This window comes from Vibrio albus, from assembly GCF_003144035.1.
In the GTDB taxonomy this organism is placed as follows: Bacteria; Pseudomonadota; Gammaproteobacteria; order Enterobacterales; family Vibrionaceae; genus Vibrio; species Vibrio albus.
Map to the genome: position 1 here is coordinate 57,659 of NZ_QFWT01000015.1, position 14,015 is coordinate 71,673.

Consider the following 14,015-nt stretch of genomic DNA (forward strand, 5'->3'; position numbering starts at 1 on the left):
TATCTTGTTTTCTCTAACGTTTCCAGAACGCAGGGAAGAAGAGAACCAGAATTGTCAGGATCTCCAGACGTCCCATTAACATCCCAAAACTTAAAATCCATTTCGCGGCATCGGGCAGGGTGGAAAAGTTTCCGGTCGGTCCGATCACATTTCCCATGCCCGGGCCGACATTGGCAACGGCGGTAATCGCACCGGAGATGGCGGTAACGGGATCCAGATCCAAGGACCCTAAAGCACCCGCTATAATAATAATGGTGGCAAAAAAGGTGATACCAAAGGCAACAACAGAGCGGACGATATCATCATTGACCGGGCGCTGGTTATAGCGCTGGACAAAGACACCAGATGGGTGGATCAGTCTCATCATCTGCTTGTTAAGCAGCGTAATGGCTATCTGGAAACGGAATATTTTAATGCCGCCGGCAGTGGATCCTGAGCAAGCACCAGCCAGCATCAGAAAGGTAAACAGTACAGAAGGCAGCGCTCCCCAGGCGGTAAAATCTTCCAGACCATAACCGGTTGTCGTGACCACTGAGACAATATTGAACATCGCGACCCGGATAGCATCCGGAAAATGGTAGCCATTATGAAGCTGCAGCCATCCGGCGACAACCAGGCTGGTTGTCAGAAACAGGAAAGCAAAGCCTCGTACCTGAGCATCGTGGAGCAACGCTGCGGGTTCGCGTTTTCTTAAGGCTGTGACGAAGAGCAGAAATGGCAAACCACCCAAAAACATGAATATGGTGCCGATCCAGTGTGCTCCGTTAGAGAAATGATTCATTGAGCCATCAGAGGTTGAATAGCCACCGGTAGAAAGCGTGGTAAAGGCATGATTGACGGCCTCAAAAAAGCTCATCCCGGTGAACAGATAGCCGATCATACAAAGCAGGGTCAATGAAACATACACCCCGACAATATTGATTGCTACGGTTTTGGCCCTTGGTGCACTTTTATCCGACCAGTCTGAGGATTCTGTCTGGAACAGGCGCATACCACCGACGTTCAGCATTGGCAGCACCGCTACCGCCATCACAATAAAGCCGACACCACCCAGCCACTGCAGGGTTGAACGCCAGAGCAGGATGCTGGGGGCCATATCATCCAGACCGCTCAGAACGGTGGAGCCTGTCGTGGTAATTCCGGACATGGTCTCAAAGTAGGCGTCGGTAAAGCTGATATGGTTTAGAAACACAAAGGGTAAGGCTGCAAACACACTGGATATGGTCCAGACCAGAGAGGTGATCAGGAACATATCGCGGACCCCCAGACGAAACTGTTGGGTTCTGCCCACTGACAGGCAGGCAAAGGCGGCCGCATGAGTAATCAGTACGGATTTACCGAACTCCAGAAATCCATCGGTTCCCGACAGAAAAGCGACCAGAGTCGGGATATACATAAACAGTGCTATCTTCGACAGCACTAAACCGAAAACAAACAGTATGGGGCGCAGGTTTACCATAACAACACAGACACCCTACAGGAAAAACGGACTCGGCTGGAACAGCGCTTCTACTTCAGGGATGTACTTTTTGTTCACCAGGAACATCACGACATGGTCATCCTGTTCAATAATGGTCCGGTCGTGAGCAATCAGAACTTCATCGCCACGAACAACCGCACCAATGGTGGTCCCCGGTGGCAGTTTGATATCGCCAATCGCCCGGCCAACCACGCGGGAAGTGCTTTCATCACCATGGGCTATCGCTTCGATCGCTTCGGCTGCCCCGCGGCGCAGGGAAGACACATTGACGATATCAGCGCGACGGACATGGGTCAGCAAAGCGGAAATGGTTGCCTGCTGCGGAGAAATCGCAACATCGATAACGCCACCCTGCACCAGATCCACATAAGCGCTGCGCTGGATCAGTACCATGACCTTTTTGGCCCCCATGCGTTTTGCCAGCATGGCGGACATGATATTGGTTTCATCTTCATTGGTCAGAGCAATGAAGACGTCCACCTGATCGATATTTTCTTCAGCCAGAAGCTCCTGATCCGCCGCATCACCACAGAATACAATGGTGTTTTCCAGATCTTCAGACAGCGATTCTGCCCGCGAGAAACTACGTTCAATCAGTTTGACGCTGTACTCCTGTTCAAGGCATTTTGCCAGCGAGGAACCGATATTTCCCCCGCCGACAATCATCACCCGGCGATAAGGTTTTTCCAGCCGCTGTAGCTCACTCATGATGGAACGGATATGGTTGCTGGCGGCCACGAAGAACACTTCGTCATCGGCTTCAATAATGGTGGTACCCTGAGGCCGGATAGGACGCCCCTGACGGAATATGGCGGCGACGCGGGTTTCGATGTGTGGCATATGGTCACGCAGGGTTGAAAGCGCATTCCCCACCAGAGGGCCACCATAGTAGGCTTTTACGGCGACCAGGCTGACTTTACGTTCAGCAAAACTCACTACCTGCAGTGCACCCGGATAATGGATGAGTTTTTCAATGTATCGGGTAACCAGTTCTTCCGGCGCGATCAGGTGGTCAACAGGGACCGCCCCTGACTGAAATAAGCTATCTTTTTCTGCCAGATATTCCGGAGATCGGATCCGGGCTACCCGGTTTGGGGTATTAAAAATAGTAAAAGCCACCTGACAGGCAACCATATTGGTTTCGTCAGAGTTGGTGACGGCTACCAGCATATCCGCATCCTGAGCTCCGGCTTCCCGAAGCGTTTCCGGATGGCTGGCGTAGCCATTTACGACGCGAAGGTCATATTTATCCTGAAGCTCTCGTAAGCGCTCACCATCGGTATCAACTATTGTGATATCGTTGTTTTCACCAACCAGATTTTCTGCCAGTGTGCCGCCGACCTGACCGGCACCAAGGATAATAATTTTCATAACGTCTTGAACTCTTAGGGGCGCTATCTGTCAGGGTAAAAACCGCCATACTACCACCATTTGTGCGCTTTTTACCCTATAGTTTTTATATATCAGCTTTTTACTGCTTTATTCTTGTACGGAATCGCTTGTTTTGTGTAATACAGCATAGTAGAAACCATCCATATCATCTTCACCCGGCAGGATCTGTCTGCCTGGATTGTCCATTTCTGACAGCATCAGACGGGCATCTGGCGTGCGGTTCAGAAAAGCAGAGACCTGCTCCCTGTTTTCTTGCGGCATGATAGAACATGTTGCATAGACCATCGTGCCTCCAGGTTTAAGCTGTTGCCACATCGCATCAATAATTTCGCTCTGTAACGAAGCCAGAGCTGCTATATCTTCAGCGCGTCTCAGCCATTTTATATCTGGATGACGACGAATGACCCCGGTGGCAGAGCACGGCGCATCCAACAGAATACGATCAAACTGTTCGCCTTCCCACCACTGTTCTGGTTTGCGGGCATCGCCACAAATGACCTGAGCCGTGATATTGAGACGCTTCAGGTTTTCATGCACTCGTTTCAGGCGTGACTCATCGCTATCAATTGCGACGACCCGGCAGTTCTGAGTTCGCTCCAGAATATGTGCGGTTTTTCCGCCTGGGGCGGCGCAACAGTCGAGTATCAGCTCGCCATCTTCAGGCTGAAGATAATCTACGGACAGCTGTGCAGCCGCATCCTGTACGGAGACCCAGCCTTTCTCAAAACCAGGGAGTTTGCTGACATCACAGGCCGCTGTCAGTTTCAGAGCATCCGTTGCCTGTGCGTGTGTGGTGGCTTCGATACCTTCTTGCTCTAGCAGTGTCCGATAATCGTCCCTGTTATGGTGCTGGTGGTTGACCCGCAGCCACATAGGGGCTTTGCTGTTATTGGCTTCTACGATGGATTCCCATTGCTCAGGATAAGCGCTCTGAAGCGTTTTCAGCAGCCAGCCAGGATGGCCGTATTTTCCGGCATCATGGCTGACAGATAGCGCATCCAGTTCTTCCTGATTACGCTGGTAGTTACGCAGAACCGCATTAATCAGCCCTCGCAGTCTCGGACCTTTCAGAGCCTTGGTACCTTCTACCGTTTCACCTACAGCCGCGTGGGCAGGAATACGCATAAAGGCGAGTTGATAAATGCCCACCAGAATCAGATGGTGGAAGACGCGTTGTTTGCCGGTAAGTGGCTTATCCATTAACTGGCCGGCAACGGACTCCAGACGTGGCAGAAAACGCAGTGCACCATAGCAGATTTCCTGCAGCAGAGCGTGATCCCGGGGTTTTATTGTTTGCTGAGCGGCAGGAAGTGCACTGGATAGTGACTGACCTTTATCGACAACCTGAAACAGCACTCTGGCTGCAGCGGCACGGACATTCATGATGGAAACCTTTATCTGTGTCATCTATGTAAAAATGGGCATAAATATGCCCATTTATTTTTATTACTAATGGCTTAGTTAACTAAGCTGGCTGCCGACCTCAAACCAGTCACGGCGGGCATTCAGCACGTCTTGTACCGACATGGCCTTCTTACCGGGAACCTGGATCTGCTCCAGAACCAGAGTATCTTTAGCGGCAGCGATATAAATACCGGTTTTATCCGCCTGTAAAATGGTTCCTGGCTGCTGGTCTCCCTGTGCCGGTTCAACTCTGGCTTTCCATACCTTAATGTTGTTGTCGGCGGCAGAGAAATAGCTCACCGGCCAAGGGGTAAAGGCACGGATACAACGTTCAATGAATGCGGCTTCACTGTTCCAGTCGATTTTAGCTTCTTCTTTGGACAGTTTTTTCGCGTAGTTAGCCAGCTCGTCGTCCTGTTTAACCGGCTCAATGTTACCTTCTGCGATATTGCCCAGACAGTGAATCAGGGCTTTTGGCCCCAGTTCGGCAAGCTTTTCATACATAGATGCGCTGGTATCATCGCTTTCTATTGGCGTGGTGGCTGTTTCCAGCATATCGCCGGTGTCCAGACCTACGTCCATCTGCATGATAGTGACACCGGTCTCTGCATCACCGGCCCAGATAGATCGTTGGATTGGTGCCGCGCCGCGCCAGCGGGGCAGAATAGAACCGTGGACATTGATACAGCCCAGACGAGGGGTGTTAAGTACCCCTTCCGGAAGCAGCAGACCGTAGGCAACGACGATCATAATATCGGCATTCAGATCGGCCAGTTGCTGTTTCGCTTCGTCAGACTTAAAGTTTTCCGGCTGGTAAACAGGGATGTCATGTTCCAGCGCGATATTTTTGACCGGGCTGGCGGTCAGTTTTTTGCCTCGGCCAGCCGGGCGATCCGGTTGGGTATAAACGGCAATAACGTCGTGCTCCGAAGACAACAACGCCGCCAGATGTCGGGCGGCGAAGTCCGGAGTACCTGCAAAGACAATACGTAATGACTGGCTCAAGGTAACCTCTTAACTGTTAGCTAGCGTGTCTTTCATTATATTTCTTGATCTTTTCCAGCTTATCGCGGATACGCTTACGTTTCAGCGGTGAAAGGTAATCGACGAACAATTTACCTTCCAGGTGATCCAGCTCGTGCTGGATACAGATCGCCAGAATATCATCAGCATCAAGAGTAAACTCTTCACCGTCACGGTTCAGGGCTTTTACGGTAACTTCTGCTGCACGAGGGACGAAGGCTCTTGAGCCTGGTACCGACAGGCAACCTTCTTCAATGCCGTCTTCACCTCGTTTTTCGGTGATTTCCGGGTTAATCAGCACCAGAGGCTGGTCTCTGCTCTCTGACACATCTATGACCACAATACGTTGATGGAAGTTAACCTGCGTTGCCGCGAGGCCGATACCTTCTTCTTCGTACATGGTTTGAATCATCTTATCGATGATATCTTGAATCTCTGGAGTCACGGCTTCTACAGGCTTAGCGACGGTACGAAGGCGATCATCCGGGAAAACTAGTACTTCTAATTCAGACATATACACTCGAAAAATTGAACTGGACCGAAACAGCTACATCATAGCTGGCTCAATTCTAGACATTTTATAGGACAAATGACAGCATTCCTTCGTCTGTTTTTTGAACAAACTTTCATTGCCAAACAGGTGCTAACCATTTTATCGGCCAAGGAACCCGGGTCATGTTCAAGTCATTTTACTCTTTTTTTGCAGTCTTTTTATCACTTTTTTTCTCTTTTACCCTGTCTGCAGCCAATTCTGTTGATATCCCTCTGGTATTAAAAAAGGGGGCACCGACCACTTATCTGGTTAAAAAAGGGGATACCTTATGGGACATATCTGCTCTGTATTTAGATAGTCCATGGCTTTGGCCTCGTTTGTGGCAGGTGAACCCTGATATCGATAACCCACATCTCATTTATCCGGGAGATAAACTGTCTCTGATGTGGCATAACGGGCAGCCTGTGCTTAGCCTTAAGCCTATGCGAAAACTGTCTCCTCAGTTACGTATCCAGCGTAAAAATGAAGCGCTGCCTACATTACCTGATGGGTTAGTGTTGCCGTATATCAAATCGGATCGGTTAGTGACGGATTCTGTTCTGGATACGGCTCAGCATGTACTGGGTACCAGTGAGGGACGCAAATACCTGTCAGCCAATGAACGAGTCTATATCAGTGGCGAACATACTCATCGTGAGTGGGGGATTTATCGCTGGGTTGGTGAGCTTGAGCGGGATGAGCCTGATGTTAGTATGACGTCGTTACGCTTAGTCGCCACTGCTACACTGGTACAGACAAATAAAGAGTTTAGCGGATTAAGTGTGGTGTCTCAGCAGCAGGAAATTTTGCCGAACGATATTGTATTGCCGGAAGTAGGTCTGGATAAGCTCTCTTTATCGCGGATGTTCTACCCAGGCCCGGCAAAGCCTGAAATGACAGCACATATTCTTGGGTCGATAGACGGGGCTCGTTATACGGCAGTCAATCAGGTCGTGGTTATCGATCGCGGTACTCACGATAACTTACGTCAGGGAACCATGTTTCACCTGATTGAGGCCGGTTCTGAAGTCTATGGTGATGCCGGAGAGTTTACCTATGACTCGTTGGGAGAGTGGGGAAGTATTCAGCTTCCAGATACTTTGGTTGGCAGTATCATGGTCATCCGGCCGTATGAGTATTTTAGCTTAGCAATTATCACCAACAGTCAGTCACCTGTGAGTAAGCGATCTCTTGCTGTCTCGCCATTGATTGTTAACTCAGTTGGCCGTGAAGCAAAATAGTTGCTTGTATTATGACGGAGCAGGATTTGTCAGCCTGGCTGGCGCTGAGTTTTATGCCGAAGATGGGCGGGAAGCGACTTGCCCGTCTTCTCTCTCTGGATTCACCCGTTAATATTGTTACTGCTTCCTATGAACGTTTAACCGCTCTCGGGTTGAAACCTGCCCAGATCGATTATCTGAAAAAAGATGCAGAACGTCAGGTTGAGTTGTGCCTGAGCTGGCAGCAACAGTCGTCTCTGCACCATATTATTACTCCTCTGTCTTCGGCTTATCCGCCATTACTCAAAGAGATCAGTGCCTATCCTGCCGCTCTGTTTGTTAAAGGCGCTTTGCCTCTTCTTTCTGAACCGCAGATAGCCATTGTGGGTAGTCGCAATGCAAGCCGGGAAGGGCTGGAGACCGCTCGCGCTTTTTCTGCGGATCTGGCTAGGAAAGGGCTCACTATTACCAGCGGACTGGCTTTGGGGGTGGATGGTCATGCTCATGATGGTGCGCTGAAAGCGGAAGGAGATACGATAGCAGTGTTGGGCTCGGGGCTGGAAAACCTTTATCCCCGACGGCATAAAAAACTGGCTGAGCGAATAGTCGAGCAAGGGGCGCTTGTGTCAGAGTTTCGTCCGGATGCCCCTCCGATGGCGGAACACTTTCCCCGGCGTAACAGGATCATCAGCGGGCTTTCATCCGGCGTTCTGGTGATAGAAGCGGCTGAACGCAGCGGCTCTCTTATTACAGCAAGGTATGCGTGTGAGCAGGGAAGAGAGGTGTTTGCATTACCGGGTTCCATTAATAACCCAAAAAGTCGGGGCGGTAACCAATTGATCAGAGAAGGGGCGACTTTAATTCAGTCGTCCGATGATATTTTGCAGGAAGTGAGTCATCTGGTTAACTGGTCCGTAAGCACTCAGAGTGAGCTGTTTGAGCAAGAAGTTGAAAAAGAGCAATTGCCATTTCCTGAACTGTTAGCTAACGTAGGGGAAAAAGAGGCAGTACCAGTTGATATTCTTGCTCAGAGAACCAATATCCCTGTGCATGAAATTATGATGCAGCTTCTGGAGCTCGAGCTTCAAGGGCACGTTACCGCCGTTCAGGGTGGTTATATTCGGATGAGGAGGGGTTAGCTATGATGGACATTTTGATGTATTTGTTCGAAACCTACATTCATAGCGATGTAGAACTAATGGTCGACCAGGACGAACTTGAAGAGGAGCTTCTGCGCGCAGGTTTTCACCAGAATGAAATCTATAAGGCACTAGATTGGCTGGAAGGGCTGGCCGCTTTACAGAATAGCGATACTCGTCCTGTATTTTCTGTCGGTGATGCCACGTCTACCCGTATTTATACACAGAGTGAAATGCGTCGTCTGGATGTGAAATGCCGGGGGTTTTTGTTGCTGCTGGAACAGATTAAAGTACTGACACCCGAAACCAGAGAAATGGTGATAGACCGGGTGATGGGGCTGGAAACGCATGACCTTCAGTTGGATGATCTGAAGTGGGTCATTCTGATGGTGCTATTTAATGTACCGGGGAACGAAAATGCTTATACCCAGATGGAAGAACTGTTGTTCTCAACCGAGATGGGCATGCTGCACTAAACTCTTTATCTGTTATGAGTGGAAAAATTAATCATCAGCTGTTTACAGCTCACGAACACGCGCTGGGGCATGATACCTGTCCCCGGTGTGGTGCTGAACTTACCCTGCGCCATGGAAAACATGGTCCCTTTCTCGGCTGTTCGAACTATCCTGATTGTGACTACATTAAACCCCTGCATCAGAATGACGGGCATATTGTAAAGGCACTCGGCGTGGCTTGTCCTGAATGTGGACAGGAACTGGTATTGCGGCAGGGTCGTTACGGGATGTTTATTGGTTGTAGTGGTTATCCTGAGTGTCAGCATATTGAATCACTGGATGCTACTCACGATGAGAAACCGCAGGAAACGATGCCTTGCCCGGAGTGTAAAACCGGGTCTTTAGTGGAGAGGCAGTCTCGTTTCGGTAAGGCTTTTTATGCCTGTGATAACTACCCAAAATGCAAGTTTGCGGTCAACAACCCGCCGGTATCCGGTATCTGTGAGGTATGCGGCTTTCCGCTGCTGGTAGAAAAAACGCTGGCCAGTGGTAAGCAACTGCAATGTGCTGATAAGAAATGTCAGCATATTCAGGGTACAAAAAAGCCCGCCTGATGTTGGGGCGGGCTTTTGATGCTTGTTTTGCTGTTATCAGCTTAGCTTAAGCGCATTTTCCCGGACAGCAGGAAAAGCGGTTTCATCCAGCTGGTCAGCCAGCTTAACCAGTTCCTGACTAAGAGCTTCCAGATTGTCAGCACACACATTGATGTGTCCCATCTTTCTTCCCGGACGTTTATCCTTACCGTACCAGTGAATATGACAGGCATGCTGACTCAGTACTGATTGTGGCAGAGCGTCTTCACCCAGAATGTTGACCATAGAAGTAGGGCGGATCAGAGCCGTTCCGCCAAGTGGCATACCGCATACTGCCCGCAGGTGGTTCTCAAACTGGCAGGTTTCTGCGCCTTGTTGGGTCCAGTGTCCGGAATTGTGCACCCGGGGGGCAATCTCATTCACCAGCAGTTTGCCCTGAACATCAAAGAATTCCAGTGCTAGTACACCGACATAATTCAGCTCTTCGGCGACAGCAGTAAACATTGCTTTGGCTTGCTGTTGTAATTCTGTATCTACAATAGCTGTGGACAGCGACAGTACGCCGTTGGTGTGAACATTTTCAGCCAGAGGATACACTTCAATTTCGCCGCTTTTACCGCGGGCACCGACGAGTGATACTTCACGGTCAAACGGAACGAATTCTTCTGCGACGATCGCCTGGTTTGGTGTTTCGGCAATACAAGCCGCCATTTCGAGCCAGATAGCCTCTACATCTGAATCGGCTTTCAGACGCCATTGACCTTTACCGTCATAGCCGCCCAGTGTGCTTTTCAGTACCATTGGCAGACCGACATGGTCGATAGCTGCAGCAAAGTCTTCCCGACTGTTGATAACGTAATATCTGGCATTGGCTACCTGTGCTCTGTCCAGCAAGGCTTTTTCCAGGCGGCGATCACCGCCCGCTTTAATGGCTTCAGTGCTGGGCAGGAACTTTCCGCTCTTTTCACAGATATCCAGGACGTCGTGAGGAATATGCTCAAATTCAGCAGTGATGACATCGGCCTGTTCAATGGCATTGTCTAACCCGTGCCCAAGGAGAGCCTGAGTGAGGGGGTGAACAATGTTGCCTGTTCCTACATCAAATGCAGACAGCTTAATGTTGAGAGGAGCGCCGGCTAGTGCCATCATCCGGGCTAGTTGTCCTGCTCCTAAGACAAGAACATGCATCTGAATTAATCCTCCGACGGGTCTGGGTTGGCGAGTACGGTGTCGGTTTGTGTCTGACGGAACGATTCAACTTTTTCCATCACTTCTTCATCATGGGTACCGATGATTTGTGCCGCCAGAATACCCGCATTCGCAGCACCAGCTTCACCAATGGCCAGTGTACCAACGGCAATACCTTTAGGCATTTGTACAATAGAAAGCAGAGAGTCCATACCTTTTAATGCACGAGACTGAACGGGTACCCCAAGAACAGGAATGCTGGTGAAAGCGGCTGTCATACCAGGCAGATGGGCTGCACCACCGGCTCCGGCAATAATCACTTTGATACCACGTTCTTTGGCGCTGGAGGCATAATCTGCCAGTAGCTGAGGAGTTCGGTGAGCAGAAACCACTTTTGTCTCGTAAGGAACACCAAATTGGTCCAGCATATCTGCTGCCAGTTTCATGGTCGGCCAATCTGATTTAGAACCCATAATAATCCCAACGGTCATCGAAAACTCCTTTAAGCACATTTACTGAGTGTTTGGGTGATTTGCGCGCATTATACGGGGAAAACAGTCTAAGGAAAACGTTTGCGTTGAAAGATAAATATCCCTTGAGAATACCTTTCGTTCAAACATAGACACATTTGTTCTAAAAATAGGTTTAGCCAGTTTTACCGAACGTTTGTACACTAGCGCAGGTGAATGTTGATAAAAGAATTTAGACAGTATGGATAATTTTCAGCAAGCTCTTCTGGCGTTACAGAATGGTCAGGTTATTGCCTATCCGACAGAAGGCGTATTTGGTGTTGGGTGTGATCCGGATAATGCCGAGGCGATAACCAGGTTATTGACCATAAAGCAGCGCCCAGCCGACAAAGGGCTGATTTTAATTGCAGCCAGTTATGAACAGCTGCTGCCTTATATTGATGAGTCCCTGCTGACTGACGCTCAGATGCTCACGGTCAAAAATTCCTGGCCGGGACCGGTAACCTGGATTATGCCGGTGAGTGAGCGGGTAGGTTCTCTTGTGAGCGGACAGTTTGATTCCGTTGCGGTTCGGGTAACGGATCATCCATTGGTGCAGAAGCTTTGTCGCGCTTATGGTAAGCCGATCACCTCTACCAGTGCGAATTTATCCGGCTATCCGCCGTGTAAAACTACTGCAGAAGTAGAGCAGCAGTTGGGTAATTCTGATGTGGTGATTCTGGCTGGCTCAACAGGAGGAAGGGATAATCCGTCCGAAATTCGCGATGCAAGAACCGGTAAAATTTTAAGACAGGGATAAGTTGTAAGTAAGGTATTGAAAGATCGTCTTGTTATAAAGCGTTGGCGAATAGAGAGTGAAGTGATAGGGTCATAGGTCTGACCTTTTTATTTTTTAGTACAGGCAAGGACATGGCTGGTATTCCTGATAAGTATCTCGTTTTTGGTAACCCTATTTCACAAAGTAAATCCCCTTTCATTCATACCCTGTTTGCCAGACAAACGATGCAGAACATGCAATATGAAACGGCTCAGCCGGATGTCGGGCATTTTCAGGAAGCGGCAGAGGCCTTCTTTGCTGAGGGTGGCAAAGGGTGCAATGTCACCGTCCCTTTTAAAGAGGACGCTTTTCAGTTTGCCGGGCGTTTAACGGAACGGGCTCAGTTGGCAGGAGCTGTTAATACACTGAAAAAGCTGGATGATGGAGAAATCATCGGCGATAACACTGATGGTGAAGGCCTTGTTCAGGATTTGCTGAATCAACAGGTACCACTTAAAGGAAGCCGAATACTGGTGATTGGTGCTGGTGGTGCCGCAAGAGGAGTCGTGAAACCCTTACTGGATCAGGGACCCACTGAGCTGGTCATTACGAATCGTACTTTTGAAAAAGCCCAGATTCTAGAGGAGATGTTTCAACCATTTGGTCAGGTCAGAGCGGTACCTATGGAGGACATTGATACTTCATTTGATGTCATCATCAATTCGACCTCTGCCAGTCTGCATAAACAGCTGCCCGAGATCTCTGCGGCTATTTTTTCGGGTACCAGTGTGGCCTATGACATGATGTATGGCTCCGGTTTAACAACGTTTAACCAGTGGGCCAGAGAGCATGGAGTTGCCCATACTTATGACGGTTTAGGAATGTTGGTAGGCCAAGCAGCAGAAAGTTTTATGCTTTGGCGTGGGCTTAGACCCGGTACTAAACAGATTTTAAGAGAGTTAAGAAAAAACCTGGAAGGTCAGTAATGAATCAGTCAATCTTATTTCCTGATATACAGGACTGGAATGAAGAAAAGCAGGTTATTATTTTTCCAGCCCAACAGGCGGGGGCACTGATCGAGTGTGTGATTAGCTTGGGTAAGCTGACTCAACTGGCAGGCAAAGAGATCTCATCGGGAGAGGAGGCTCTTCAACAGTTCAACGTATTACGCTTTGATATTGAAGAGCTGGCAGAAGAACGAATCGAAGAGGAAGAGTTCAATTCTGCCGGTCAGGTAGAGCTCTAACGTTCAACCGGATGAACATGCTGCAGATAGTCATTCTTTGTGGCTACGTAGTTATCTGCTGATTTTTGTAAAAAGGCGCGTTCTTCTTCAGTTAAAGCACGCGCCTGTTTTACCGGGCTGCCCAGATAGAGATAACCACTTTCCAGTACTTTATTTTGCGGAACCAGGCTCCCGGCCCCAATCATTACCTCTTCTTCTATAACCGCACCATCCAGTACTATAGCGGCCATACCAACCAGAACTCTGTCTTTAATCGTGCAGCCATGCAGCATGACTTTATGACCAATTGTCACATCATTACCAATAATCAACGGATGACCGTCAGGGTTAGCTGGGTTTTTATGGGTAACATGCAGAACACTTCCGTCCTGAACATTCGTCCGTTGCCCAATCTGAATATGGTTAACGTCGCCTCTGGCTGCGACTAAAGGCCAGATACTGGAATCGTCGCCAAGAGTAATATCTCCGACCAATACTGCGCTTTCATCTATATAGACGTTATGCCCTATTTTTGGAGCAATACTTTTATAGCTTCTTAATTTGCTCATAAATCCCCCTTAATTTGTGCTACTACAGCATAAAACGAGCGATGAAATTAGTAAAATAGGCCTTTAATGAGCAAAAAACAGCCAACCAGTAAAAAAAAGCAGTTTTTTATAAAAAAGGCCTTGCCAATGTGAGTGGGATCTCTATAATGCCGCCTCACTGACACGGCAGAGCCCACAAGGCTTCAGCCAAGAGTCAGTCAGGACGAAAGCTTCTGAGAAATAAAATTGAAAAAGTGTTTGACACTGACAATTATCTCGTTAAAATGCACGTCCGCTTTGAGGAAAGCTTCAAAGCAACGCTCTTTAACAATTTAAACCTATCAATCTGTGTGGGCACTCGTTGATGATAATCAAAAGATTTATCAATGAACTGAGTGACCAAACGATACTTTCTTTATAGAGAGTTCGGCACAGTCAATTCACAGTCACTATTCGCAAGAATAGGGAATGTAATCAGTATTCATTGAGCCGTTCTTCGGAACACAAAAACTTAAATTGAAGAGTTTGATCATGGCTCAGATTGAACGCTGGCGGCAGGCCTAACACATGCAAGTCGGGCGGAAACGAC

The 14,015-nt window shown here is 48.8% G+C and carries 15 protein-coding genes and 1 rRNA gene; 8 read left to right on the forward strand and 8 right to left on the reverse strand.

The window, feature by feature from the left end:
* Positions 1 to 13: 13 nt before the first annotated feature.
* The 5 genes from DI392_RS18950 to def all read right to left on the reverse strand — a co-directional run bounded on the left by DI392_RS18950 (position 14) and on the right by def (position 5,813).
* Positions 14 to 1,459 (reverse strand): TrkH family potassium uptake protein, encoded by a 1,446-nt coding sequence (locus tag DI392_RS18950; protein ID WP_109321262.1) that lies wholly within the window; start codon positions 1,457 to 1,459, stop codon positions 14 to 16.
* A 15-nt stretch (positions 1,460 to 1,474) separates the two neighbouring features.
* A complete protein-coding gene (trkA, locus tag DI392_RS18955; protein ID WP_109321263.1) occupies positions 1,475 to 2,851 on the reverse strand; it encodes a Trk system potassium transporter TrkA in 1,377 nt (458 codons plus the stop codon).
* 108 nt (positions 2,852 to 2,959) lie between these two features.
* Positions 2,960 to 4,255: a 16S rRNA (cytosine(967)-C(5))-methyltransferase RsmB gene (rsmB, locus tag DI392_RS18960; RefSeq protein ID WP_109321264.1), complete on the reverse strand. Its 1,296-nt coding sequence runs from the start codon at positions 4,253 to 4,255 to the stop codon at positions 2,960 to 2,962.
* A gap of 78 nt (positions 4,256 to 4,333) precedes the next feature.
* Positions 4,334 to 5,281 carry a methionyl-tRNA formyltransferase gene (gene fmt / locus DI392_RS18965; protein ID WP_109321265.1) on the reverse strand — a complete coding sequence of 316 codons (948 nt, stop codon included), beginning with the start codon at positions 5,279 to 5,281 and terminating at the stop codon, positions 4,334 to 4,336.
* A gap of 16 nt (positions 5,282 to 5,297) precedes the next feature.
* Positions 5,298 to 5,813: a peptide deformylase gene (gene def, locus DI392_RS18970; RefSeq protein ID WP_219930922.1), complete on the reverse strand. Its 516-nt coding sequence runs from the start codon at positions 5,811 to 5,813 to the stop codon at positions 5,298 to 5,300.
* Positions 5,814 to 5,974: 161 nt separating this feature from the next.
* Between def and DI392_RS18975 the strand changes: the two genes are divergently transcribed.
* The 4 genes from DI392_RS18975 to DI392_RS18990 are packed head-to-tail and all read left to right on the forward strand — an operon-like array spanning position 5,975 to position 9,259.
* Complete coding sequence (locus tag DI392_RS18975) at positions 5,975 to 7,072, forward strand: LysM peptidoglycan-binding domain-containing protein (protein ID WP_109321266.1); 1,098 nt, start codon at positions 5,975 to 5,977, stop codon at positions 7,070 to 7,072.
* Positions 7,073 to 7,083: 11 nt separating this feature from the next.
* Positions 7,084 to 8,190 carry a DNA-processing protein DprA gene (dprA, locus tag DI392_RS18980; protein ID WP_109321267.1) on the forward strand — a complete coding sequence of 369 codons (1,107 nt, stop codon included), beginning with the start codon at positions 7,084 to 7,086 and terminating at the stop codon, positions 8,188 to 8,190.
* Between the two features lie 2 nt (positions 8,191 to 8,192).
* Complete coding sequence (locus tag DI392_RS18985) at positions 8,193 to 8,666, forward strand: DUF494 family protein (RefSeq protein ID WP_109321268.1); 474 nt, start codon at positions 8,193 to 8,195, stop codon at positions 8,664 to 8,666.
* Between the two features lie 14 nt (positions 8,667 to 8,680).
* On the forward strand, positions 8,681 to 9,259 hold the full coding sequence (locus tag DI392_RS18990; protein WP_109321269.1) for a DNA topoisomerase family protein: 579 nt from the start codon (positions 8,681 to 8,683) through the stop codon (positions 9,257 to 9,259).
* Positions 9,260 to 9,295: 36 nt separating this feature from the next.
* Here DI392_RS18990 and DI392_RS18995 read toward each other — a convergent pair whose 3' ends face one another.
* Both DI392_RS18995 and purE read right to left on the reverse strand, forming a co-directional pair.
* Positions 9,296 to 10,426 carry a 5-(carboxyamino)imidazole ribonucleotide synthase gene (locus DI392_RS18995; protein WP_109321270.1) on the reverse strand — a complete coding sequence of 377 codons (1,131 nt, stop codon included), beginning with the start codon at positions 10,424 to 10,426 and terminating at the stop codon, positions 9,296 to 9,298.
* A gap of 5 nt (positions 10,427 to 10,431) precedes the next feature.
* Positions 10,432 to 10,917: a 5-(carboxyamino)imidazole ribonucleotide mutase gene (gene purE, locus DI392_RS19000; protein WP_109321271.1), complete on the reverse strand. Its 486-nt coding sequence runs from the start codon at positions 10,915 to 10,917 to the stop codon at positions 10,432 to 10,434.
* 220 nt (positions 10,918 to 11,137) lie between these two features.
* On the opposite strand from purE, the gene tsaC reads away from it, so the two are divergent.
* The 3 genes from tsaC to DI392_RS19015 all read left to right on the forward strand — a co-directional run bounded on the left by tsaC (position 11,138) and on the right by DI392_RS19015 (position 12,899).
* Positions 11,138 to 11,695 carry an L-threonylcarbamoyladenylate synthase type 1 TsaC gene (tsaC, locus tag DI392_RS19005; protein ID WP_109321272.1) on the forward strand — a complete coding sequence of 186 codons (558 nt, stop codon included), beginning with the start codon at positions 11,138 to 11,140 and terminating at the stop codon, positions 11,693 to 11,695.
* Positions 11,696 to 11,805: 110 nt separating this feature from the next.
* Complete coding sequence (gene aroE / locus DI392_RS19010; RefSeq protein ID WP_109321273.1) at positions 11,806 to 12,639, forward strand: shikimate dehydrogenase; 834 nt, start codon at positions 11,806 to 11,808, stop codon at positions 12,637 to 12,639.
* The gene (locus DI392_RS19015) at positions 12,639 to 12,899 is read left to right on the forward strand and encodes a DUF1488 family protein (RefSeq protein WP_109321274.1); all 261 of its coding nucleotides are present in this window, start codon (positions 12,639 to 12,641) and stop codon (positions 12,897 to 12,899) included. Before aroE ends, DI392_RS19015 begins: the two co-directional genes overlap by 1 nt.
* Here the strand turns inward: DI392_RS19015 and DI392_RS19020 are convergent.
* Entirely contained in the window at positions 12,896 to 13,447 is a 552-nt protein-coding gene (locus DI392_RS19020; protein ID WP_109321275.1) for a gamma carbonic anhydrase family protein, read from the reverse strand. The genes DI392_RS19015 and DI392_RS19020 overlap by 4 nt on opposite strands.
* 492 nt (positions 13,448 to 13,939) lie before the next feature.
* Here DI392_RS19020 and DI392_RS19025 point away from each other — a divergent pair.
* Positions 13,940 to 14,015, forward strand: a 16S ribosomal RNA gene (locus DI392_RS19025); the annotation flags it as partial.